General features: G+C 71.9%; 21 protein-coding genes and 1 pseudogene. 6 read left to right on the top strand and 16 right to left on the bottom strand.

The features are described from left to right. Positions 1 to 3: 3 nt before the first annotated feature. Both ACZ3I4_RS12070 and ACZ3I4_RS12065 read right to left on the bottom strand, forming a co-directional pair. Positions 4 to 1047, bottom strand: a complete 1044-nt coding sequence (locus ACZ3I4_RS12070; protein WP_465381916.1) for a YihY/virulence factor BrkB family protein — start codon at positions 1045 to 1047, stop codon at positions 4 to 6. Next, positions 1040 to 2005, bottom strand: coding sequence for a diacylglycerol/lipid kinase family protein (locus tag ACZ3I4_RS12065; RefSeq protein ID WP_465381915.1), 966 nt, complete (start codon positions 2003 to 2005; stop codon positions 1040 to 1042). Before ACZ3I4_RS12065 ends, ACZ3I4_RS12070 begins: the two co-directional genes overlap by 8 nt. Before the next feature lie 69 nt (positions 2006 to 2074). On the opposite strand from ACZ3I4_RS12065, the gene ACZ3I4_RS12060 reads away from it, so the two are divergent. Together ACZ3I4_RS12060 and ACZ3I4_RS12055 are read left to right on the top strand one after the other, a co-directional pair. Beyond that, a complete protein-coding gene (locus ACZ3I4_RS12060) occupies positions 2075 to 2845 on the top strand; it encodes an MBL fold metallo-hydrolase (protein WP_465382418.1) in 771 nt (256 codons plus the stop codon). After that, a complete protein-coding gene (locus tag ACZ3I4_RS12055; protein WP_465381914.1) occupies positions 2842 to 3435 on the top strand; it encodes a DedA family protein in 594 nt (197 codons plus the stop codon). The genes ACZ3I4_RS12060 and ACZ3I4_RS12055 overlap by 4 nt, the downstream gene beginning before the upstream one ends. Positions 3436 to 3445: 10 nt before the next feature. On the opposite strand, the gene ACZ3I4_RS12050 is transcribed toward ACZ3I4_RS12055, so the two are convergent. Then, the gene (locus tag ACZ3I4_RS12050) at positions 3446 to 4408 is read right to left on the bottom strand and encodes a serine hydrolase (RefSeq protein ID WP_465381913.1); all 963 of its coding nucleotides are present in this window, start codon (positions 4406 to 4408) and stop codon (positions 3446 to 3448) included. Positions 4409 to 4547: 139 nt separating this feature from the next. Here ACZ3I4_RS12050 and ACZ3I4_RS12045 point away from each other — a divergent pair, with 139 nt between their 5' ends. Next, the gene (locus ACZ3I4_RS12045; RefSeq protein ID WP_465381912.1) at positions 4548 to 5360 is read left to right on the top strand and encodes a hypothetical protein; all 813 of its coding nucleotides are present in this window, start codon (positions 4548 to 4550) and stop codon (positions 5358 to 5360) included. Here the strand turns inward: ACZ3I4_RS12045 and ACZ3I4_RS12040 are convergent. The 8 genes and pseudogenes from ACZ3I4_RS12040 to ACZ3I4_RS12005 all read right to left on the bottom strand — a co-directional run bounded on the left by ACZ3I4_RS12040 (position 5357) and on the right by ACZ3I4_RS12005 (position 13538). Further along, positions 5357 to 5851 carry a mycothiol transferase gene (locus tag ACZ3I4_RS12040; protein ID WP_465381911.1) on the bottom strand — a complete coding sequence of 165 codons (495 nt, stop codon included), beginning with the start codon at positions 5849 to 5851 and terminating at the stop codon, positions 5357 to 5359. The two genes, ACZ3I4_RS12045 and ACZ3I4_RS12040, sit on opposite strands and share 4 nt — an antisense overlap. Positions 5852 to 5957: 106 nt before the next feature. Further along, positions 5958 to 6581 carry a carbonic anhydrase gene (locus ACZ3I4_RS12035; protein ID WP_465381910.1) on the bottom strand — a complete coding sequence of 208 codons (624 nt, stop codon included), beginning with the start codon at positions 6579 to 6581 and terminating at the stop codon, positions 5958 to 5960. Positions 6582 to 6598: 17 nt separating this feature from the next. Further along, the gene (locus tag ACZ3I4_RS12030) at positions 6599 to 6955 is read right to left on the bottom strand and encodes a methyl-accepting chemotaxis protein (RefSeq protein ID WP_465382417.1); all 357 of its coding nucleotides are present in this window, start codon (positions 6953 to 6955) and stop codon (positions 6599 to 6601) included. A 150-nt stretch (positions 6956 to 7105) separates the two neighbouring features. After that, positions 7106 to 8053 (bottom strand): annotated as a pseudogene (locus ACZ3I4_RS12025) (GAF domain-containing protein); the annotation flags it as partial. A gap of 272 nt (positions 8054 to 8325) precedes the next feature. Beyond that, a complete protein-coding gene (locus tag ACZ3I4_RS12020) occupies positions 8326 to 9357 on the bottom strand; it encodes a S1 family peptidase (protein WP_465381909.1) in 1032 nt (343 codons plus the stop codon). A 165-nt stretch (positions 9358 to 9522) separates the two neighbouring features. Further along, entirely contained in the window at positions 9523 to 10785 is a 1263-nt protein-coding gene (locus ACZ3I4_RS12015) for an FAD/NAD(P)-binding protein (protein WP_465381908.1), read from the bottom strand. Then, positions 10782 to 11282 carry a winged helix-turn-helix domain-containing protein gene (locus ACZ3I4_RS12010; protein WP_465381907.1) on the bottom strand — a complete coding sequence of 167 codons (501 nt, stop codon included), beginning with the start codon at positions 11280 to 11282 and terminating at the stop codon, positions 10782 to 10784. Before ACZ3I4_RS12010 ends, ACZ3I4_RS12015 begins: the two co-directional genes overlap by 4 nt. A gap of 54 nt (positions 11283 to 11336) precedes the next feature. Further along, on the bottom strand, positions 11337 to 13538 hold the full coding sequence (locus ACZ3I4_RS12005; RefSeq protein ID WP_465381906.1) for a molybdopterin-dependent oxidoreductase: 2202 nt from the start codon (positions 13536 to 13538) through the stop codon (positions 11337 to 11339). 125 nt (positions 13539 to 13663) lie between these two features. Between ACZ3I4_RS12005 and ACZ3I4_RS12000 the strand changes: the two genes are divergently transcribed. Then, positions 13664 to 14143 (top strand): NADPH-dependent FMN reductase, encoded by a 480-nt coding sequence (locus tag ACZ3I4_RS12000; protein ID WP_465381905.1) that lies wholly within the window; start codon positions 13664 to 13666, stop codon positions 14141 to 14143. Positions 14144 to 14297: 154 nt separating this feature from the next. Here the strand turns inward: ACZ3I4_RS12000 and ACZ3I4_RS11995 are convergent, their stop codons facing one another. Continuing rightward, positions 14298 to 15947 (bottom strand): S8 family serine peptidase, encoded by a 1650-nt coding sequence (locus ACZ3I4_RS11995; protein ID WP_465381904.1) that lies wholly within the window; start codon positions 15945 to 15947, stop codon positions 14298 to 14300. A 116-nt stretch (positions 15948 to 16063) separates the two neighbouring features. Here ACZ3I4_RS11995 and ACZ3I4_RS11990 point away from each other — a divergent pair, with 116 nt between their 5' ends. After that, a complete protein-coding gene (locus ACZ3I4_RS11990; RefSeq protein ID WP_465381903.1) occupies positions 16064 to 16186 on the top strand; it encodes a ribosomal protein bL36 in 123 nt (40 codons plus the stop codon). Positions 16187 to 16487: 301 nt separating this feature from the next. Here ACZ3I4_RS11990 and ACZ3I4_RS11985 read toward each other — a convergent pair whose 3' ends face one another. The 3 genes from ACZ3I4_RS11985 to ACZ3I4_RS11975 all read right to left on the bottom strand — a co-directional run bounded on the left by ACZ3I4_RS11985 (position 16488) and on the right by ACZ3I4_RS11975 (position 19852). Beyond that, positions 16488 to 17117 carry a response regulator gene (locus ACZ3I4_RS11985; RefSeq protein ID WP_465381902.1) on the bottom strand — a complete coding sequence of 210 codons (630 nt, stop codon included), beginning with the start codon at positions 17115 to 17117 and terminating at the stop codon, positions 16488 to 16490. After that, positions 17114 to 18310 carry a sensor histidine kinase gene (locus ACZ3I4_RS11980; RefSeq protein WP_465381901.1) on the bottom strand — a complete coding sequence of 399 codons (1197 nt, stop codon included), beginning with the start codon at positions 18308 to 18310 and terminating at the stop codon, positions 17114 to 17116. Before ACZ3I4_RS11980 ends, ACZ3I4_RS11985 begins: the two co-directional genes overlap by 4 nt. A 390-nt stretch (positions 18311 to 18700) precedes the next feature. Beyond that, positions 18701 to 19852, bottom strand: a complete 1152-nt coding sequence (locus ACZ3I4_RS11975; protein ID WP_465381900.1) for a hypothetical protein — start codon at positions 19850 to 19852, stop codon at positions 18701 to 18703. A 120-nt stretch (positions 19853 to 19972) separates the two neighbouring features. Between ACZ3I4_RS11975 and ACZ3I4_RS11970 the strand changes: the two genes are divergently transcribed. Next, a complete protein-coding gene (locus tag ACZ3I4_RS11970) occupies positions 19973 to 21316 on the top strand; it encodes a hypothetical protein (RefSeq protein ID WP_465381899.1) in 1344 nt (447 codons plus the stop codon). On the opposite strand, the gene ACZ3I4_RS11965 is transcribed toward ACZ3I4_RS11970, so the two are convergent. After that, the gene (locus ACZ3I4_RS11965; protein WP_465381898.1) at positions 21303 to 21749 is read right to left on the bottom strand and encodes a DinB family protein; all 447 of its coding nucleotides are present in this window, start codon (positions 21747 to 21749) and stop codon (positions 21303 to 21305) included. The genes ACZ3I4_RS11970 and ACZ3I4_RS11965 overlap by 14 nt on opposite strands. Positions 21750 to 21773: the final 24 nt, after the last annotated feature.

Raw genomic sequence — 21773 nt, 5'->3', positions numbered from 1 at the left:
GCTTTACCCGGAGCGCTTCGCGCGTACACCGCGCCCGATCCGGGCCGCCCGCCGCGGACGGGGTTTGCCCCGGCTCGCCTTGGGTTCGTCGGGGCTCGGCTCCCACTTGTCCTTGAGCGCGGGCCGGTCCACCCCGACCCGGGCCGCCTCGAGCTGGGCCGCGAACGCGATGCCCAGGAACAGCGCGATGCCGGTCAGATTGGCCCAGAGCAGCAACGCCATGATCGCGGTGAGCGGCCCGTACGTGGCGCCGAAGTTGCTGCCGAAGCGCACGTACCCGGCCAGCAGCAGGCTGGCCAGCCACCACAGCGCGGTCGCGACCACGGCCCCGAACAGCAGCCAGGACAGACCCGGCTGGCGCCGGCGCGGCGAATACTTGAACAGCAGGCCGACGGCGAACACGATCAGCACCAGGCTGAGCGGCCAGCGCACGAAGTCCCAGGCCACCCGCAGGTCGTCGGCCCACGGCCAATGCCGCGCGGCCGCGTCGCCGAACGGCCGGCCCCCGACGAGCAGCAGGAACCCGAAGAGCGCGGGGATGCCCGCGAGCACGGCCAGCAGACCGGCCCAGAGGTATTTGAACAGCGCCGGCCGGTCCCGCTCGACGCCGTAGATGCGGTTGGCGCCCCGCTCGATCTGCGCCATCGCCGTCATCAGCGCGGCCAGACCGGTGATCAGACCCAGGGTCAGCGCCACCTCACCGGCGTCGCTGCTGCTCTCGCTGTCCTCCAGCAGATCCTGGACGAGCGGGTCGCTGGCCCCCGGGGTCAGCTCCAGCACCGTCTCGGCCACAACCCGGCCGCCCTCCTCGGCGCCCAGGTCGGCCGCGAGACCGGCCAGCGCGATGAGGAACGGCACGATGGCCAGGCACAGCTGGAACGCGAACGCGCGGGCATGGCTGAACCCGTCGCCGTAGCGGAACCGGATGAACGCGTCGCGCAGCAGCGGCCAGCGGCCGTAATGCCAGAGGGCGTGCACCGCGTCGTCGGCCGAGAGGTCGTCCCCCCGCATGTCCCGCGTCTCGGGGACCGGCTCGGTACTACTCACGGGCCGCCTCTCGGATGTCCTCGGCCGCCTCCGCCGCCGTGCTCACGTCGTACGCGAGGTCGGCGTCGCCCGCGGGCCGCGGGACGCTGAGCAGCAGCGCCTTGGGCCGCACGGAGATCTTGAGGCTGCGGCCGGGCTCGATCAGGTCGCCGTCGAGCTGCCGGGGTTGCGTACCGCGGGAATGAATTTCGATCTTGGAGGCCGTGTACGTCTCCATCAGCGGAACCCGGTCCCGGCGGCGGATCACGCCCCAGGCCAGCGACGCCCAGTGGGCCAGGTTGTTCGGGCTGAGGATGGCCACGTCGAGCAGGCCGTCGGCCGGGTCGGCCTCGGTCAGCAGCCGCACGCCGCCCTGCAGACGGCCCACGTTGCCGACAATCACCGTACGGGGGCGGCGCGGCATCGGCGGCCGGTCGTCCAGCACGATCCGGGCGCGCATCGGGCGGTCCCGCAGGTGCTTGACCGCCCCACCGACGTACGCGAGCCAGCCGATCCGCTTTTTGGCCTCCTCGGACGTGCCCGCCAGCATCTGGGCGTCGAACCCCATGCCGGCCATCACCACGAAGCTCTTGCCCTCGCAGACGCCCACGTCGATGCGCCGGCGGCCGCCCTCGATGGCCACCTGCACGCCGGTGGCCGCGTCGGCGCCGAGGCCCAGGTTGGCCGCCAGCAGGTTGCCGGTGCCGGCCGGGAGCACGGCCATCGTCACGTCCGTGCCGGCCAGCGCGCTGACCACGGCCATCACCGTGCCGTCGCCGCCACAGGCGAAGACCAGCTCGGCGCCGTCCTCCATCGCCTGCTTGGCCTGCCCCTCGCCGGGGTCCTCGGGGGTGGTCTCGTACCAGTCCGGCCGGGGCCAGCCGACGCTGTCCAGACCTTCGTCGACCATCCGGCGAAGGGCGTCCATATCGGGCACTTTGGTGGGGTTCACGACGACTGCACTGCGGGGTCCCGTCACGCGGACAGTTTGCCCGGGTGAGGTAACGACTGAAACTCCCCCGTGGCTCTGTACCGTTACCTCGTGAGCATGACGGCAGTCACCTGGTGGGGCCACAGCACCGTGTGGCTGGAGGAGTCGGGCACGACTCTGCTCACCGATCCGGTGCTCACCGATCGTGTCGCCCACCTCAGACGGATGGCCGGTCCCACCCCCGCGGTGCCCGGCGTGCCCGACGCGGTGCTGCTCTCCCATCTGCACGCCGACCACTTCCACGTGGCGTCGCTGCGCAAGCTCGGCGGCCGTCCGAAGCTCATCGTCCCGCGCGGCGCCGCGAAGTTCGTGGTCCGATGCCTGGGCTCAGAGGCGGCTTCCCGTACGGTCGAGCTGGCGCCGGGCGACGAGACCACCGTGGGTTCCGTACGGGTGACGGCCGTGCCCGCCGCCCACGACGGTGGCCGCGGCCCGTGGTCGCGGGAGCGGGCGATCGCCATCGGTTTCGTCGTCGAGGGCACGGCCCGCACGTGGTACGCGGGCGACACCGGCCTGTTCGACGAGATGAGCGACCTGGCCCCGCTCGACCTGGCGCTGATCCCAGTCGGCGGCTGGGGCCCCACGCTCGGTGCGCACGGCCACCTCGACGCGGCCGACGGGGCCGAGGCGCTGCGCCGGGCCAAGGCGTCGTGGGCGGTTCCGGTGCACTACGGCACGCTGTGGCCGATGGGCCTGGCCCGGGTCCGTTCGCACATGTTCCACGAACCCGGGGCCAACTTCGCGCGCCTGGCCGGGCGGGCCGCCCCCGACTCGCTGGTGCGGGTGCTGACCCCCGGCGAGACGCTGACGATCGGTCCCACCGCGTGACGGCCACTCTGGGCACGCTGGCCTGGCTGTTCGGGGTGGTGGCGTTCGGCGCCATCCTGCCGATCGTGCCGACCGGAGCCGCCGTCAGCGGCGCGGCCGCGCTGGCATTCCACGAGCACCACCCGCTGACCATCGTCCTGGTCATCGCGGCCGGCGCCGCCGGGGCGTACGTGGGCGACCTGGTCATGTACGCGATGTGCCGGGTCGGCGGCGAAAAGCTGGCCCGCCGCCTGCGCTGGCTGCGCGACGAGGAACACCTGGCCGCGGTGAAGGAGAAGCTCCACAAGAGCCAGATCCCGGTGCTGCTGGTCTCCCGCCTGATCCCCGGCGGCCGCGTCCCGGTGCTGCTGGCGGCCGCCTTCCTGGGCATGCCGTGGCGCACGTTCGTGGTCGCCAACGCCCCCGCGTGCGCGCTGTGGTCGACCGTCTACGCCGCCATCGGAGTCCTCGGCGGCTCGATCTTTCCCGAGCCGTGGGAGGGCGTGGTCGCCGCCGTCCTGCTGATCCTGATCATCAACCAGACGGTCTCGTGGATCACCAAACGCCGCGAGGCCCGCGCCGAGGCGGCCGAGAGCCCCTCCGAAGCCTGAGCGCCCGCCCTCAATACTTCAGGTGCTGGCGGGTCAGCTTGGCGACCTTCTGCACCGAGATGATGCCGCCCGACATCGTGCCGTTGTCGTGGGAGAGGACGGCGATCGAGACGTCGGTGCCCGCGCCGGTGATGCGGCCGACCGAGTTGATGATCCAGCGGTAGTTCTCGGTCGAGCGGGCCAGCCAGCCGTTCTTGACGGTGAACTTCTCGGCGCCGCGGGCCGCCGCCGGGACGCCCCAGTCCTGGCTGTCGTCGACCGTGCTCATCAGCGTGTAGGCCAGCTTGCGCGAGCCGGCGTCGAGCGGGCCGGACGTGTCGACCAGCTCGGACAGCAGCTTGACCTGGTCGTTCACCGTCGTGCGGGTCAGGCCCCAGGCGCTGTTGACCTTCGTCTGGGTCAGCCCGAGCCGCTTGTTGCACGCGCCGACGCCGCTCGCCCGGCCCAGCTTGGCGAAAAGGGACGTCGTGGCGTCGTTGTCGCTGAGCCGGATCATCCGCTTGGCCAGCGACAATTCGGTCGCGGTGAGATCGCGGCGGGCGTCCTGGGCCTTGAGCAGCAGGCAGGCCAGCACCTGCACCTTGACGACGCTGGCGGTCTCGTATTTCTCGCTGCCCCGGAACGAATAGCGCTGACCGGTGCGACGGTCGAGCACGGCGACCGAGAACTCGGGGGCCGAGGCGGCGTACTTCTTCAGCGCCGCGTCGAGGGCCTTCACCCGCTTGGCCCGCTCCTGAGCCGCGAGCTGGGCCTGGGACGGGCCGGTCGGCGTCGGGGCGGCCTGCGCGCGCACCCGGGCCTGACCGGTCGAGGCCGGCGGTGGAGCCGCGTTGGCCGCGTCGCTGAACGTCCCGATCGGGCCGCCGCCGGAGTCGTCGCGCATCATCGCCACGCCGACCAGCCCCGCACCGCCGAGGACGCCCACCACCGCGATGGCCAAGATCCAATTCCGCGTACGTCGCACGCCTGCCATAGTGCCGTGTCGCGCCGGTTCATGTGCGTCCTAGCGTGCTTCGCGTACGAGATTGACAGAGACTATCGACGTACGGGTGATTTGCGCTCACCCCGGGTGACAACCGGCCGGAAGTGACCGCCTGCCGCATGATGGAGTCATGCGCTTCCCGTTGGTGTCCCCGTCCGCGATCGCCGAGCTCACCCGCTACGCCGTGGGTCAGGTGGTCGAGACCGCGGCCGCGGTGGCCACCGTCCCCGTACGGGTGATCAGCGTGCTCGGCCAGACAGAACTCTTGGTGAGCCGGGTCACGATGCTCGCCGACGAGGCCGAATCCCTGATCCAGCGGGTGTCCGCGGTGGTCGCCGCGGCCGAGTCGACGGTGACCGAGGCCCGCACGATCGCCGCCGCCGCCTCCGACGTGGTCGGCCAGGCCGTGGCGATCAGCGCCCGAGCCGACATGATCGTCGGCAGCGCCGAAGAGATCAGCTCGCGGGCCGGGGTGGTCGTCGGCACGGCCGAAGGAGTCAGCGAGCAGGCCGGCACGATCGTGCTGCGCGCGGTCGGCATCTCGGACGCGGCCGAGGGCGTAGTCGGCCGGGCCACCGAGGTCAGCACGCGGGCCGAGGGCGTGGTCGAGCGGGCCGACGCCGCGGCCCGGGAGGCCACCCGGCTGCTGGAGGCGTACTCGGAAACGCTCCTGAAAGGGGCCCCGATCGCCCAGCGCTTCGTCGACGAGTTGTCGCCCGAGGAGGTCACCGCGGCCATCCGGATGGTCGACCAGCTGCCGGCCCTGCGCGCCCACCTGGTCGACGACGTGATGCCGCTGCTCGGCAAGCTCGACCAGGTCGGCCCCGACCTGCACAAGCTGCTCTCGGTCACCGAGGACCTGCACCTGGCCATCGCCGGCCTGCCCGGCCTCAAGCTGCTGCGCCGCCGCGGCGAGGAGCGGGTCGAGGAGGAGTCGCGCTAGGCGGAACGGACGACGTCCAGCATCAGGTCGAGGTGGCCGCGATGCTGGGCGGTCTCCCGGATCATCTGCACGATCATCCAGCGCAGGCTGACCGGCGCCTGACCGAACGACGGCAGAGCCGCCCGACGGTCGAGGTCGTCGAAGCGCGCGACCGCCTCCCGGCTCCGCGCGCACGCGGCCCGATAGAGCTCCCGCAGCTGTTCCACCGAGTCGTCGCCCGCCGACGCCCAGGCCCAGCTCTCGTCGCCCTGCGCCTGCTCCCACGGCGGTGGATAGGCCGCGCCGAGCAGCTTGTGGGTGAACCAGAGATCCTCCATGTGCGCGAGGTGCTTCACGATGCCGCCGATGGTCATATCGGTGGCCGGAAGCAGCCGCGCGGCCGCCGCCCGCTCACTGAGCCCGTCGAGCGCCGCGAGCACCATCGCGCGATGCTGCTCGAGGAACTGCTCCAGCGTCTCCCGCTCCGGCGGATGCAGATGTGGATAGTCCATCGACCGACCTCCCGGCAACTTCCTGAGTAGTCACCCTGCCAGGAAACAGACCGGCCGTCCCGGTAGGGGGAACCGGGACGGCCGACTGTTCGGGGGGTCGGGTGGGTCAGGCGGCGGCCACCAGGCTGGTCACGTCGCGGACCTCGGTGACGGCGCCGGTGGACAGGCAGTACTGGGCCGCCACCGCCTGGACCGCGCCGCTGCGGACGGCCTTGTCCACCACGGACGAACGCTCGCGCAGCAGGTCGAGGGTGTAGATCGAGTGCCGCGCGCCGATCTCGCTGGGTGTGGTGGCGCCGTTGTGGCGGGCCCGCAGCACGTCGGGGGCGATGCGCTCGGCGATGTCGCGGACGTAGCCGGCCGGGACGGTGGCGTTGTCGACGACCCCGGTCGCCGCGGCCACGGCGCCGCAGCCCTCGTGGCCGAGGACGACGATCAGGGACACGCCGAGCATGCCGACGGCGTACTCGACCGAGCCGAGGGTGGCCGAGTCGACGACGTGCCCGGCCGTGCGGACCACGAACAGGTCGCCGAGGCCCTGGTCGAAGAGGATCTCGGCCGGCACGCGGGAGTCCGCGCAGCCGACGACGAGCGCGAACGGCGACTGCGACTGGCTGAGCTCCGCCCGCCGGACGGCGCCGCGGTTCGCGGCGCCCGTGCTGCGGTCCTCGAGCCACCGGTGGTTGCCTTCGAGAAGCTTTTCCCAGGCTGAGGTCTGATCAGAAAACATGGTGGGGGGCTCCGGAATCAGTTGAGAATGGCGCCGGTCGTGGCGACCTGCTCGGTGAGAACGCCGCTGATGAGGCGCTGGGTCTGGTTGATTTCCTCGACGGCGGTGTGGATCTCGGCCAGCGAGGCCGTCACCGCGTCGACGCGGGCCTGAATGGCGTTGACCTTGGCGCTGACCTCGTCGGTGGCGCGCTCGGTCTCGGTCGACAGTTCCTTGACCTCGCCCGCGACGACCGCGAAGCCCTTGCCCGACTCGCCCGCGCGGGCCGCCTCGATGGTCGCGTTGAGCGCGAGCAGCTTGGTCTGGGCCGCGATCGACTGGATGCTCTGCACCACGGCGTTGATCTCGGCGCTGGCCTGGCCGAGCGCGGCCACCTGCTGGTTGGCCTCGACGGTCAGCTTCTCGCCCTGCGCGGCCACGGTGGCCGCCGAGGTGACGTTCCGCTCGACCTCGGCGATCGAGTCGAGCAGTTCACGGCCGGCGTTGTGCAGCTGCTCGGTCGAGGCGAACCGCTCCAGCGCCTGACCGACCAGGAACGCCGTGTTGCGCAGCGCGCTCTCGCGGCCCGGATACATGATCAGCGTCCGGGTGGCGAAGAAGTCCATCGTGCCGATGATCTTGCCGCCGACCTTGATCGGCAGGCAGACGCCCGACTTGACCCCGGCGGCCTGCGCGGCCGGACGGCGTACGCAGTCGGTCAGCTCGCCCAGGTCCTCGACGAACACGAGGTCGCCGCGGGCCCAGGTCCGGCCGGACAGGCCGACGCCCTTGGCGAAGGACGCGGACATCGTCACCCGGCGGAACTCGGCGCCGGCGTCGCCCGACTCGAGGGCGAAGCGCAGCACGTTCTGGTCCTCGTCGAGCTGCCAGAACGAACCGTACTGCCAGTCGAAGTCCTTGCGGATGATCTCGAGGGCGGTACGCAGGGCGGCGTCCCGGCTGGTCGACTGGGTCAGCTCGCGGATCACCTCGGAGACCGCGTCGACGTCCTGCGCCGTCTTCTCCTGCCGGACCGCCTCGTGCAGCCGGGCCAGCGCGCCCGAGACGAGCTGGCCGACGGCGCGCAGCACGGAGAGCCGGGCCTCGGACAGGTGCAGTTCCTCGGTGGCGAAGAAGTCCATGGTCCCGACGACCTTGTCCTCCTCCATCAGCGGGAAGCAGACACCACTGTGCACACCGGAGCGGGCGGCGATCGGGGCGCGGACGCAGTCGGTGACGTCGGCGATGTTGGTGACGAAGACGAGGTCGCGGCTGCGCCAGGCCCGGCCGGACAGACCCACGCCCTCGGCGAAGGAGGCTTCCAGCGTCACCCGGCGGAAGTCCTCGTTGACCCGGCCGCTCTCCTGGGTGAAGCGCAGTACCTTGTCGGCCGTGTCGAGCTGCCAGTAGGAGCCGTAGGCCCACCCGAGAAGACCGCGCACCAGGTCCAGTGCCTCACCGATGGCCTGTTCCGGAGTCTTGGCGTTCTCCATCGCCCGCATGATCGCGGTGACAGCCTGGACGTCGGCGCGGGCCTCGGTCAGTTCGGCCTCGGCCTTCTCGGCGGACGCGCGCTTGCCGGATCGAAACACCACAGCTCCCCTCGGGGGTCGAAGTGGCGCTGCGCCACTCAGGTGCCCGCAAGATCGGCCGCGTCCGAGAGCACATGAAGAGTTGGAATGTTGCGGTTCGGTGAGCGTTCGGGCTTGACGCTAAGCAGCAAAAGGCCCCGCCGGATCGGCGGGGCCTTCTTCAGCTGGGACGATCAGTAGACCGCGACGCCGTAGACGTTCAGGGCCTCGACGACCGGCTGGAAGTACGTGGTGCCGCCGGAGCTGCAGTTGCCGCTGCCGCCCGAGGTCAGGCCCAGGGCGGTGGTGCCGGAGTAGAGCGAGCCGCCGCTGTCGCCGGGCTGGGCGCAGACGGTGGTGCGGATCAGGCCGGAAACCGAGCCCTCGGCGTAGTTCACCGTGCTGTTGAGGGCGGTGACCCGGCCCGAGTGGATGCCGGTGGTCGAGCCGCGGCGGTAGACCGTGGCGCCGACGGCCGGGGTGCCGGCCGAGGTGATCTCCTGGGAGCCGACCGTGCCGCTCTTGGTGATCGACGTGTTGGTGTAGCGGACGATGCCGTAGTCGTTGCCCGGGAAGCTGGTGCCGGCGCGCGTGCCGAGCGTGGCCGAGCCGTTCGTCCAGGTCGCCCCGATGTTGGTGCAGTGGCCGGCCGTCAGGAAGTAGTAGGTGCTGCCCGAGCGCACGTTGAAGCCGAGCGAGCAACGGCCGCCACCGGCGTAGATGGCGTCACCACCACTGATCTTGGTGCTCAGCGTGCCGGCGGTCTTCTCGATGCGGGCGCTGTCGCCGAGCTTGGCCACGGTGGCCTCGACGGCCGCGAGCGACGCGCCGGTGACCGAGCTGTCCACCTCGACGACGACCTGGTTGCTGACCGGGTCGATGGCGAACGCGGTGCCCGGGGTCTTCAGCGAGCTCTTGAGGGCATTGTCGGCCGAGGCGAGCTGGGCCCCCGTACGGGTGACGAAGCGCGGGGTGGCCCCGGCGGCCTTCACCGACTTGGCGGTGGCGGCGTCGGTGACGTTGACGACGACCTTGCCGGCCGAGTCGATGTACGAGCCGGCCGTGTTGACGCCGAACTGGGCGTCGAGCTTGGTGGCGAGGGCCGAGGGGGCGAACGAGGGGTCTCCGGCAGGGGCCGCCGAGGCGGGTGACGCGGCAAGTCCGGTGCCGACGAGCATGCAGGCAGCAAGGCCGACGATCGGCCGGCGCAGCTTCCGGTTGAGCACGGGGTTCCTCCCAGGGGGTGGGGGGTACGCCGGAACCGGCGCACCTCTTGCCCTGAGAGTATTGAGACTTCTCGATGCGTGTTCAAGGGTTGGCAATTGTTGCCACAAGTCCGTTCACAACTACCCTGAGCTGCCAAAACAGCCCACATACCGCGAATCGTATTACTAAACCGGGATGGCGAGGTTATGGGCCTGGGCCCGGATCTCGGGCACGGCGGTCGTCTCCCACCTCGCCCCGCGGCGCAGCGGCCCGATCAGCCAGCGGTCGGGCCGCACCCGCCCGTCGGCGCCGATCAGCCGCCCGGACGCGTCGATGTCCAGGCCCAGCCCGTGCGGGCCGACCCGGGCCTGTCCGGTGTCGAGCAGGCTGCCGACGAACGACCCGGCCGCGGCGGGCAGGCGGCCGGGACCGGCACAGTTCACCACCGCGCCGAACCACTGCACGCCCGCCTCCAGCTCGAACAGCAGGCCACCGGCGGGCGGGGCGGTCATCGAGCGGACGCCGCCCGCCCGGACCTCGAGGCGGCCCTCCTCGCGCAGCGTGGCCACCCGGGCGCCGACCGAGGGCGCCATCCGGTGCCGGTGACACTCCCACGGCCGGGCCAGATGACGCAGGAACGCGTCCTGCTCGGCGGGCGTGAACGCGGTCCAGAGCTGGTCCAGGTACGGGCGCAGGCCGTCGACCACCGCACGCCAGTCCCCCGCCCGCGCCGCCTCGGCCCGCACCGCCCGTACGACATCACGCAGCGTCGCGCAGTCGTCGAGCACCGGCCCGACCGGCGGGGCGGCCACCTCGGTGTGGGTCAGCGGCAACTGACCCCGGCGGCTGACCGCGGTGATCGGCGCGTCCCGGTCGCCCTCGGTGAGCGTGAGCGCCACGTCGATCGCGGTCAGCCCGGCCCCGACGAGCAGCACCGGCACATCGGACGGGATCGCCTCGAGCGCGCCCTTGGCCCACGGGTCGGCCACGTAGTCGGGGTGGTCGGGCCGGGCCGCGGGCTGGGCGGGCGCCGGGCTGCCGGTCGCCACCACGACGTGCTCGGCCCGCACCTCGGAGCCGTCGGCCAGCAGCACCCCGGTGGACGAGAGGCCCGACGCCCGGGAGCGCCGCACCTCCAACCGCGTGCCCGACCGGCCGGTCATCTCGGAGAACACCGACCGCAGATACTGCCCGTACTCCACCCGCGGCCGGAACTCGTCGGGCGAACACCCGGCCCAGCGCGCGAAGTGCCCCGGATCGGCGGGATCAGCGCTCATTGCCCCGGCCCGCGAGTTGAGCAGATGCCAGGGCCGCGCCGACCCGTAGGCCAGACCGCCCCCGGGCTCGTCCGGCTCGATCAGCACCACCCGGTCACCGGCGCCGGCCAACAGCTCCCGGGTGGCCAGCACGCCGGCACAGCCACCCCCCACGACGGCGACCGTGGTCACCGCTCCACCACTGTCACGCCGGACTCGTCGGCCAGGCGGTAGCCCAGCCCGTACACGGTCGTGACGACCTCGGGGTCGGACAGCTTGGTGCGCAGCCGGCTGACGTGCACGTCGACCGTGCGGTTGGTGGTGTGCGTGTGCCCCCACACCTGGGCCAGCAGCTGGCTGCGGCTGAACACCTGCCGCGGGTGCCGCGCGAAGAACAGCAGCAGGTCGTACTCGAGCCGGCTCAGGTCGAGCGCCTTGCCGTCCCGGATGGCGGTACGGGCGCCGGGATCGAGTCTCAGCCCGCCGGTTCCGCCGGGGTCGGCCAGGGTCACCCGCACCGCCTGACCCGCGGCGTCGACGAGGTCGCGCAGCGCGGCGACGACCCGGTCGCGTCCGGCTCCGTCGCCGGAGATGCTGATGGTCACGGTGACGGGCGAGTCGTCGAGATCGGGCACGGGGTGCAGACGGCGACGGGGAACGGCGGGGTGGGCGACGGCGAGCGCGGACATGGGGTTCTCCCTCCGGTGACGGAGGAATAATATATCTCCTATGTGCGAGGTAGGTTAATAGTCGATCGGCGGGTCGTAGGCCCGTACGGGTGGAATCTCGCCGTCGAACCGGGTGATCTCGACGCTCGTCACCTGCCCGGTGCAGCCCTGAGCCAGCCGCGACGTGCCGATGTCCGTGGTCAGCGCGTTCGGGTTGCCGTGCACACAGGTGGCCACCGACGGCACCGACGGATCCCACCAGGCGCCGGTCGAGAGTTGCGCCACACCGGGGGCGCAGTCCTCACTGAGCACGGCGCCGGCCAGCACGCTGCCGCGGTCGTTGTGCAGCCGCACGACGTCACCGTCGGCGATCCCGCGAGCGGCCGCGTCGGCCGGGTTCATCCGCACCGGCTCGCGTCCGGCCCGCTTCGAGGCCTGCGAGAAACCACCCATGTCCAGCTGCGAGTGCAGGCGCGACGCCGGCTGATTACAGATCAAGACCAGTTTCCCGTACGCCTCCTCGCGCGGGGCGGCCCAGACAGGATTACCCGGGCATTCGGCGTAACCGAACCCGGCCACGGTCTCCGAATAGAGCTCGATCCGCCCGCTCGGCGTGTCCAACGGCCGGCCCGCGCGGAAGTCGGCGAACAGCACCGTGTCCTCACGTCGTCCCGGCGTCTCCATCTCGCCGTCCGCCCAGAACTCGTCGAACGGCTTCTTCGGCTCCGCGCGCCACCGCTCGTAGAGGTGACGCAGCCACTGCGCGCTCGTCCGGCCCTGGGTGAACGTGTCGGCGTAGCCCAGCCGGGCGGCCAGCGCGGCGAAGATGTCGTACTCGTCGCGAGCCTGCTCGTACGGCTCGTCGGCCGCCTTCATCGCGATCAGGTGCGTGTCGCCGTGGCTGATCCCGAGGTCGTCGCGCTCCAGCGTGGTGGTCACCGGCAGCACGATGTCGGCGTGGCGCGCGGTCGCCGTCCAGAACGGCTCGTGCACGATCACCGTCTCGGGCCGCTGGAACGCGCGGCGCAGCCGGGTCAGGTCCTGATGGTGGTGGAACGGGTTGCCCCCGGCCCAATAGACGAGCTTGGCGTCGGGATATCTGTGATGGCCGCCGTCGTACTCGAACGGCTCCCCCGGGTGCAGCAGCATGTCGGCCACGCGGGCGACCGGGATGAAGTCGGTGACCGGGTTCATCGCCTGCGGGAAGGTCGGCAGCCCGTACGGGAGACGGCCGCCCCCGACGCCGCCGGTCGAGCCGTACCCGTGACCGAAGCCGCCCCCGGGCAGGCCGATCTGCCCGAGCACGGCGGCCAGCGCGATGCCGGCCCACAGCGGCTGCTCGCCGTGCCGGGCCCGCTGCAACGACCAGCTCACCGTGACGAACGTGCGGCCGGCGGCCATCCGCCGCGCCAGCTCGACAATGCGGGCGGCCGGGATGCCACAGATCTCCGCCGCCCACTCCGGGGTGGCCTCGCTGATCGACGCCAGGAACCGATCGCCGCCGACCGTGAAACGGTCGAGGAAGCCGAGGTCGGCGTGCCCGTCGGCGACCAGCCGGCGGGCCAGCGCGAACATCAGCGCCACGTCGGTGCCGACCCGGATGGGCAGCCAGTCGCCCTTGCCCTCGGGCACGTCGTTACGCAGCGGCGAGATCGAGACGACCCGCGCCTTGCTGCCGGCCAGGTCGCCCCGGTTGGTGTGGGTGGCGCGCCCGCCCGGCGTGACGAACGTGGTGCTCCGGCGCAGGCCGCCGAACGCGACGATCAGATCGGTGTGCGCGGCGATCACCGGCCAGTCGGTGCCCTGCCAGAGGATCCCGTTGGCGCCACGCCGCCCGACGATGTGCGGCAGCACGACCTCGGACGCGCCGAGGCTGTAGGTGTTGCGGGACCGGGTGAACCCGCCGCCGAGGGCCAGGAACCGGTGCAGCTGGGACTGCGCGTGGTGGAAGCGGCCGGCGCTGGCCCATCCGTACGAGCCGCCGAAGATGGCGTTGTCCCCGTACCGCGTACGGGTGTCTCGCAAGGCCGTGGCGACCAGATCGAGGGCGTCGTCCCAGGCGATTTCCTCGTACGAGTCGCAACCGCGGCCCTGCGAGCGACGGCGGATCGACGGGCGGGCCACCCGGGACCGGTGCCGGTGCGCGCCGGCGATGTTGCCGAGCAGCGGCGCGGGGTCGGGATCGCCCGGGCGCGGGGTGACTTCGAGGCCGGCGGAGGTGCGGGAGACCCGGAAGGCGCCCCAGTGCGAGCTGCTGGTCCACTGCTGGTCGGGCATCTCCCGAGAATAGCTATTGGCCATATCCTGTAGGCGTAATAGGATATGGCAACTCCGCCCAGTCGCCCAGCCCAGTCGCCCAGCCCAGTCGCCCAGCCCAGCCCTGTCGCCAGCTCAGGAGAATCATGACCCAGTACGTCGTCGTGTCCGGCAATCCCCGTCCCGGCTCGCGGACCTCGACCCTGGCCGACGCCGTGGGCGCCGCCCTGTCCGGTGGCTCCTTCACCCGCATCGAGGTCGGCGAGCTCGGGACCGGCCTGCTCACCCCCGGCGACGAGGCGACCGCGGCCGCCGTGACCGCGCTTCAGGAGGCCGACGTCCTGGTGGTCGCCACACCCACGTACAAGGGCAGCTACACCGGAATTCTCAAGGTGCTGCTCGACCAGTTGCCCGCGCGGGCGCTGGCCGGCAAGCGGGCCGTGCCGGTGGTGACGGCCGGTGTCGCACCCCAGGCGGCCGCGGCCGAGGCGCTGCTGCGTCAGCTGCTCACCGAACTGGGCGCCGACGTCGCCCCGGGCCTGCCGGTGGTCGAGGCCGAACTTCCGGAATCGGCGGCGATCGCCGGCAAGTACGCGGCCACCTTCAGCGAGTACACAGGCTCGTGACAGGGCGCTGACAGCCGCCTCTCGTACCTTTCGGCTAGTTCGATCATGGGTCTCCGCCCGGCCCGACGCACAGAAGACCCGTCCCGCTCGGTGATGCCGTGCCCCCGGTCACCGAGCGGGACGAGTCCCTTTTTGGTCTTGCCTTCTCCGCCCTTCAGGCGACGTTGATCGACAGCGTGTGCGTCGTACGGGTGCCCCAGCCGTCGGTGAAGGCCACGGTGAACGTGCCCGAGCCGGCCGGCCAGCCCTCGATCAGACCGCTCGCGGTGAGCGACAGCCCGTCGGGCAGCGCGCCGCCGGCCACCGACCAGGTGCCGGTGCGACCGTCGGCGACTGCGAGCGTCTCCGAGTAGTAGGAGGCGGGCGAGCCGTCCGGCAGCCAGGTCGTGGCGATCACCGGCATGGTCTTGTGCACCGTCACGGTGACCGTGCGGCTGGCCGACTGCGGCACGTAGTCGGTGAAGCGGACCGTCACGGTGGCGGTGCCCGGCGCGACCGGCTTGCCGGTGATCGAACCGCTCGGCCACAACGTCATGCCCGCGGGCAGGCGGCCCGACGTGATGCTCCAGGCGCCCCGGCGCGCGGCCTTGAGGGCCAGCTTGCCCGTGTACGCCTGCCCGGTGGTGACGGTCAGCGCGGAGCTGGTGATGACCGGCTGGGCCGGCGGCGCGGGCACGAACAGCAGCTTGTTGGGCGAGCCCTTGACGTCCTTGACCTTGCTCGCGGTGGCGTTCTTGACGAGGTAGTTGCGCACCTGGGCCGGGGTCAGGGCCGGGGACGCGTCGAGGGCCAGGGCGGCGGCCCCGGCGACGTGCGGCGAGGCCATCGAGGTGCCGCTGGCCACGGCCGTCGAATAGTCGCCGCCGTAGAAGTCCGAGCGGATGTTGACGCCGGGCGCGAACAGGTCGAGCACCGGTCCGAAGTTCGAGAACGACGCCCGGCGGTCGGACGCGTCGCTGGCGCCCACGGTGATCGCCGCGGGCAGGCCGGCCGGGCTCAACTTGCCCGCGCTGACGTTCTCGTTGCCGGCCGCCACCACGTACGTGACCCCGGAGTTGATCGAACGCTGGACGGCCGCGTTGAGCGAGGCGCTGTACGAGCCGCCCATGCTCATGTTGGCCACGGCCGGCTTCACGGCGTGCGCGGTCACCCAGTTCACCCCGCTGATCACCTGCGACAGCGTGCCCTCGCCCTTGCAGTCGAGCACCCGTACGGCCACCAGCTGCACCTTCTTGGCCACCCCGAAGACCTGACCGCCGATCGTGCCGGCCACGTGCGTGCCGTGCCCGTTGCAGTCGGCCGCGTTCGAGGTGCCGGTGATCGCGTCGTAGCCGTAGGAGGCCCGGCCCCCGAAGTCGACGTGGCTGACCCGGATGCCGGTGTCGAGCACGTACGCGTGCACGGAACTACCGTCGTCGGTTGCCGTGTACGACTTCGAGCCCTTGACGGCCCGCTGGTCGACCCGGTCGAGGCCCCACGGGGGGTTCTTCTGCGCGCCCTGGATGGTCAGAACGCGGTCCTGCTCGACGAAACGCACCCCCGGCTGGGCGGCCAGGCGGCGGGCCTCGGTCGCGCTCAGGTCGGCGACGTAGGTCGTGCCGCCGTCGAGCGACAGGGCCGACGCCTGGCCCGGGGCCGGCTCGTCCAGCGTCACGATGTAGCGGCCCGGGACCGCGCCGGCCGCACCCGCGCCGAAGACGGTCCCCTCGAGTTGGGCCGGGACGGCGGCCTGCGCCGGAACGGCGGTGCCGGAGATGACGACGGCGGCCGTGGCGGCCGCGGTGGCAAGGGTGCGCATTCGCATGGCCGCCTCATCGGCGTACGCCCTGGTCAAGGTGAGGAAAAGACCCAGCCCGCACCGGGGAAATACCGGCCCTGCCACGAGCGTTGACCGGTACGGCTTCAAGAGAGGAACTCATCATGAAGGTCCGAAACTCCCTGCGGTCCCTGAAGAGCAAGCCCGGCAGCATCATCACCCGCCGCCGTGGCCGCCAGGTCGTGATCAACCGGAAGAACCCGCGCTGGAACGGTCGTCAGGGTTGATACCGCAGATCACGGGACGCCACGGGCGAACCGCGATAACGTAGATGCGACAAAGCCGGAGTCCCGCCGCCACGGGGCTCCGGCTTTTTCTCGCCCCGCACCGCCCGGCCGCTTCCCGCCGCCTGCGTGTCGCCCACCCGCCTGCGTCCCGCCCGCCTGCGTCCCGCCCGCCAGCGTCCGGGCCGCCCGCCAGCGTCCCGGCCCCCGCGTGCCAAGCGCCCGCCCACGCCCTGGCTGCGCGCCCACATCCCGCCCACCCACATCCCTGCCGCCCGCGTCCCGGCCGACCGCGTCCCGCGCGTCAGCTCCGCTGATGCGCGACCAGCGCCAGCCGTACGCGATTGGGACTGTTCGTCTTGGTCATCAACGCCGTGATGTGCGTCTTCACCGTGGTGATACCGATGTGTAACCGCTCGGCGATCTCGGCGTTGGACAGCCCCTCGCCCACCAGATCGAGCACGTCCTGTTCGCGGGCGGTCAGCCCCTCGACCGGCCGCCGCCGCTGGGCCCCCGCATCGGTCGCCCGGCGCACCAGCCGGTGCAGCACGTCCCGGCTGAACGGGCTGTCCCCGGCCGCCGCCCGCCGGATCCCGTCGAGCAGTTCGTCGGGCGGCGCGTCCTTGAGCAGGAACCCGCACGCCCCCGCGTTCAGCGCCGGATAAAGGTGATCGTCGTCGCCGAACGTAGTAAGCACCAGCACCCGGGTCGCGGGCCGCTCGGCCAGCACCCGGCTCGTGGCGCTGATCCCGTCGACGCCCGGCATCCGCAGATCCATCACGATCACGTCGGGCGCGAGCCGCGCGGCCAGGGCGATCGCCTCCCGCCCGTTGCCCGCCTCACCCACCACCTCGAGGTCGGGCTCGGCATCACAGAGCATCCGCAGCCCCGCCCGAATGAGCTGCTGGTCATCAACAAGCAAAACCCGGATCACGCCGCCGCCCCGCTACGCCCGTTCCCGCCGCGGCCTGCCCCGCTGTGCTCCTCGGGGTTTGCGGGTAGGACGGTGGCGACCCGCCAGCCCGGGCCCGACGGTCCCGCGCTCAGCTCGCCGCCCAGCACCTCGACGCGTTCCCGCATGCCGGTGAGGCCGTGGCCGCCACCCGGAGGCTTGGGCCCGGGACCCTGACCACCGTCGTCGGACACCTCCCACACCACGTCGCCGCCCTCGACGGCCACCCGCAGTCGCGCGTGCGCGGACGGCCCGGCGTGCTTGGCCACATTGGTCAGTGCCTCCTGGGTGAGGCGCAGCAGGGCCAGACCGCGTACGGAATCAAGGTTTCCCACCGCCTCGTCGATGTCGGCTTCGACCGTCAGCCCCGCACGCCGCGCGGTGTCGACGGCCGAGCCCAGGGCCACCGGCAGCGAACCCGGCTCGATCGCGGTGGCCGTCGCGCTCTGCACCTCACCGTCCGCGCGCAGCACCGCCACCAGCCGCCGCAGATCGGCCAGCGCGGCCGTGCCGGTGCCGTGCACGTCGTCGAGCACCTCACGCACCCGCGGATCGATGTCGGCAATCACGTGCCGCGTCACGCCGACCCGCAGCACCATCGACGCCACGTGGTGCGCCACCACGTCGTGCAGCTCGCGGGCGATCGCGCTGCGCTCGTCGGCCCGGGCGGCCCGGTTTTCCATAGCGGCCCGCTGCTCGGCCTGCCGGCTCAGCTCGCGCGAGTTGCGCACGACCAGCCCGAGAAGCATCGGCAACCCGATCGGGACGACCAGGCTGAAGATGCCGTCCTTGATCTGCTCGCTGTCGGGCAGGACGTCGAAAGCCACATGGACGCCGGCGAGCAGCGCAGCGGCCAGCCCGAAGACCCGCGGACGGGAGGCCCAGACGACCAGCTCACCCAGCGCCCAGCTGCTGCCGACCTGGTTGATCGTGCTGTCGTCGACGAGCACGAACGCCAGCACCAGCAGGCCCGTCTGAACCAGCAGGTTGGTCACCGGCCGGCGACCGAGCAGCGGAAGCGAGACGAAAGCGATGACGGCCAGAGTCCACTGGGTGACCGAGGTGACGTGCTGCCCATCCGGCGTGAACAGCAAATAGCTCACGCCGGTCAGATCGAGCAGGACCATGCGCGCCCAAGCATCCCGCTTGTCGAAAACACGCCCTAGCCAGCCCATGGCGCTCACCTTAGGCGGTGCCACCATGATCCCTTCCTCGTTATCCACAGGCGCGAAGTTATCCACAGGGGCCCAGCAAAGATCGCCTTCCTCCGGCAGAATTCTCGGCGGGGGCACCCCCTGGGAGGGCGGGCCTTTGTCCACTCCAGTTGAACTTGATCACTGTGGGGGTGGGGCTGGGGCCACGCCAGTCGGACTCGATCACGGTGGGGCAGACCCGGGCCATGCCGGTCCGACTCGATCACCACGAGGCAGCCGCGGTGCCACGCCAGTTCGACTTGATCGCGCCGGGATGGGTTGGGGGCACTTGAGTTCGGGCTGATTGAGGCGCCGTCCGCGTGCAACTCGATTTCAGCCGCTGCGGGCCGCACGGGTACGACTTGGCCACGGTCAGATCCGGCCACGCCGGTGAGACTCGACCGCGGTCGGCTTCGGGCCGCCCGCGTTCAGCTCGATCCCGGCCGACTGCGAATCGCGCGAGTTCGACTCGATCACCGCTGACTGTGGCCCATGCGAGTGAGACTCGATCACGCTGAAGTCCGGGCCGCGCAGATCAGACTCGGCCACGACCGACTCCGGACCGCCCAAACCGGACCCGGCCACGCCGGGCTCTGAACCACCCAGACCAGACCCGCCCACCGCCGCCTCCGTACCGCGCGCGCCGGACTTGATGACGGCCAGGGCGGCCACCCCCGTGACAACGACCAGCACGGCCAGCGCGACCAACGTAAGCCCGTCCGGCCGAAGCAGCGGCTGCCCCCGCAACGCCTGCCAGGTCAGCAGCACGACCATCCCGGCGTATCCGAACCCGGCCACCAACAGCAGCCGCGCGGTGGTCAGCCGGGTCAGCCGGGTGCGGCGGGTCAGCAGGATGGCGAGCAGCGGCAGGAACTGCAGGCCGTGCATGCCGACGAAGTGGCCGATTCGCAGGTCGCCGCCCGTTGTGCTCCAGCCGGTGACGGGCAGGCCGGGGCCGCCGTCGGGCACGCCGACCGCGTGGGCGCCCGAGATGCCGTCGATGCCGGGGTCCTGCATGGGGGTCACCATCGGGATGGCGGCCAGCATGCCGAGCACGGACAGGAAGAGCCCGAGGCGGATCGCGTACGCGGAAACGGGGTCGGGGATCCGCTGGATCAGCGCGACGATCCCGATGCCGAGGTGCGCGACGAAGAGCACCATGATCGAGGGGCCCATGATCGAGAAGAGGCGCTCGTCGAGCGGGTTGGTGTTGTTGAAGTGGCTTTGGTGGCCGCGCGCGGCCTGGACGGTGATGATCGCTACCTCGATGACCGAGACGGCGACGATGATCGTGGCGGCCCATTCGGCGAGGCGGCTGCGGCGCGGCAGCACGGAGAGCATCCAGGCCAGCGTGGCGGCGTAGACGGCGAACGAGACCGCGAACTTGAACGGCTTGAGCCAGACCGGGGCGCCGAGCAGGCTCCGGTCGTCGACCGCGAGTCCGGCCAGGGTCACCATGGTCAGCGCGGCCATGGCGGCGGTCAGCACAAGCAGCGGGCGGTGCCATCTCTCGGTTCTGGTCATGACGGCAGCGTCGCGTTGTTCGGGGACCGAATCTTCCGCCCGCGAGCCCCAGTGTCGGCCGGTGGTCCGAGGCGGGCTCCTACCGGGGTAGGAGATCCGGAGTAGGAGATACTGCCGCGCGTGATCGAATTTCCCGCCGACGAGTCCGGCCGCCGCAGCAGCTCCGCCTTCGGCCGTCAGGTGGTCGCCGACGCCCTGCGCGTGGCCGACCCGGCCGCCGCCGAGGCCACGCTCGGCGTCCGGGACTGGCGACGCGGCTATCTGCGTCCCTTCCGCGATCTGATCTCGGCGGGATCCACGGGTGGGTACGACATCGCGGCGGCCGGTCTGGCGTCGGTGCACGAGCGGATGCCGGTCGGGATCACCGCGCCGGCCCGGCCGTTCGAGACGCTGACGGCCGACGGTGACGCCGTGCGAGAGACCGAGGTGGTGCTGCCGTACCGCGGGGAGTCGCTGCGCGGCGCGGCGCTTGTCCGGCGCCTCGAGGCCTGGGTCGCGGGCGGTGTGATCGAGCAGTCGTGCGCCGACGCCGTACGGGAGGTCGCCGACAACCCGGACTGGCTCGACCTCTCCGACCAGCGGCTCGTCGTGCTGGGCGCGGCGGCCGAGATGGGCCCGCTGCCGGCCGTGCTGGCCTGGGGCGGAACGGTCGCCGCGGTGGACCTGCCGGCGGTGTGGGACCGGATCGCCGCCGTGCCGAGCGCGGGCCGCCTGATCGCCCCCGTGCTTCCCGGCCGCTCCCCCGGCGCCGACCTGCTGGCCGAGCTGGGCGCCGTCGCGCAGTGGCTCGAGCAGCTGGAGGGCCGGCTGATCCTGGGCAACTACGTGTACGCGCCGGGGGCGGCGTACACGAAGCTCTCGGTCGCCGTCGACGCGCTGGCCGTGCACCTGCGTGACCGCCGCGACGACGTGGCGCTGGCTTTCCTGGCCACCCCGACCGACGTCTTCGCCGCGCCGCCGGCCGCGGTGGCGCTGTCCGAGTCGCGTTTCCGGTCGCGTTCGCGGACCGCCCGCATGACGGCTGCGGTCTCGGGCGGGCGTCTGCTGCAGCCCAACTACGACGGCGAGCCGATCAACGACAGTCTGGTGCCGCAGCAGGGCCCGAACTACGCGCTGGCCAAGCGCATCCAGCGCTGGCGGGCTTCGGTCACGCGCCGCGACGGCGTGGTCAGCTTCGCCGTGGCGCCTCCGACCCGCACCCGGTCGGTCACCAGCAACCGCCTGCTGGCCGCCGCCTACGCGGGCGCGCACCTCTTCGACGTCGAGATCTTCGAGCCGGCCACGGCCAACCGCCTGATGGCCCTGCTGCTGGTCCACCAGATCCGCAAGCCGCGCCCGGCCACCGCGACGACGGGGCAGGACGAGGCCGTGGCGGCGGCCCACGGCGGCCTGTGGACCACGGCCTACCACCCGCGCACGGCGCTGGGCCTGGCCGCCGTGCGGGGTCTGGTCAGCGCCCGGTAACGCCGTCGACCCGCTCGCGCAGGATGTCGGCGTGCCCGGCGTGGCGGCCGGTCTCCTCGATCATGTGGATCAGCACCCAGCGGCGGGACACCGGCACGTTGCGGCCGGGCGGGCGGGGTGCGGGCGCGGCCAGGTCGGTCCACGACCCGATCACCTTGTTGGCCTCCCCGATCGTGTCGCGGTAACCGGCCAGCACGCCGTCGGCGGTTTCCTTGGCCGTGGGCCGCAGGGTGCGGCGCATGTCGGTGATCGGTTCGGCCAGGAAGTAGAAGCGTTCCACGTACGTCAGGTGTTTGATCAGCCCGAGCAGGTTGGTGCCGGAGCCGACGCCCGCGGCGCGGACCTGCGGTTCGGGCACGCCGTCGAGCTTGCCGGCGATCGATTCCCGCAGCCCGTCGAGGACGTCGAGCAGGGTGCTCTTCTCGGTGTTCATCGGGCCAGCGTCGGCCGCGCCGTT

Source organism: Actinoplanes sp. NPDC021490 (genome assembly GCF_055562135.1).
Note: the sequence above shows the minus strand (reverse complement) of the source record. Positions and strands in the feature narration are given on the sequence as shown.

What these genes read in the sequence shown, in the direction of transcription:
- ACZ3I4_RS12060 (WP_465382418.1), top strand. Translation starts at nt 2,075, where the DNA reads ATGACGGCAGTCACCTGGTGGGGCCACAGCACCGTGTGGCTGGAGGAG.
- ACZ3I4_RS12050 (WP_465381913.1), bottom strand. Translation starts at nt 4,408, where the DNA reads ATGGCAGGCGTGCGACGTACGCGGAATTGGATCTTGGCCATCGCGGTG.
- ACZ3I4_RS12045 (WP_465381912.1), top strand. Translation starts at nt 4,548, where the DNA reads ATGCGCTTCCCGTTGGTGTCCCCGTCCGCGATCGCCGAGCTCACCCGC.
- ACZ3I4_RS12040 (WP_465381911.1), bottom strand. Translation starts at nt 5,851, where the DNA reads ATGGACTATCCACATCTGCATCCGCCGGAGCGGGAGACGCTGGAGCAG.
- ACZ3I4_RS12035 (WP_465381910.1), bottom strand. Translation starts at nt 6,581, where the DNA reads ATGTTTTCTGATCAGACCTCAGCCTGGGAAAAGCTTCTCGAAGGCAAC.
- ACZ3I4_RS12010 (WP_465381907.1), bottom strand. Translation starts at nt 11,282, where the DNA reads ATGTCCGCGCTCGCCGTCGCCCACCCCGCCGTTCCCCGTCGCCGTCTG.
- ACZ3I4_RS12005 (WP_465381906.1), bottom strand. Translation starts at nt 13,538, where the DNA reads ATGCCCGACCAGCAGTGGACCAGCAGCTCGCACTGGGGCGCCTTCCGG.
- ACZ3I4_RS12000 (WP_465381905.1), top strand. Translation starts at nt 13,664, where the DNA reads ATGACCCAGTACGTCGTCGTGTCCGGCAATCCCCGTCCCGGCTCGCGG.
- ACZ3I4_RS11995 (WP_465381904.1), bottom strand. Translation starts at nt 15,947, where the DNA reads ATGCGAATGCGCACCCTTGCCACCGCGGCCGCCACGGCCGCCGTCGTC.
- ACZ3I4_RS11990 (WP_465381903.1), top strand. Translation starts at nt 16,064, where the DNA reads ATGAAGGTCCGAAACTCCCTGCGGTCCCTGAAGAGCAAGCCCGGCAGC.
- ACZ3I4_RS11980 (WP_465381901.1), bottom strand. Translation starts at nt 18,310, where the DNA reads ATGGGCTGGCTAGGGCGTGTTTTCGACAAGCGGGATGCTTGGGCGCGC.
- ACZ3I4_RS11975 (WP_465381900.1), bottom strand. Translation starts at nt 19,852, where the DNA reads ATGACCAGAACCGAGAGATGGCACCGCCCGCTGCTTGTGCTGACCGCC.
- ACZ3I4_RS11965 (WP_465381898.1), bottom strand. Translation starts at nt 21,749, where the DNA reads ATGAACACCGAGAAGAGCACCCTGCTCGACGTCCTCGACGGGCTGCGG.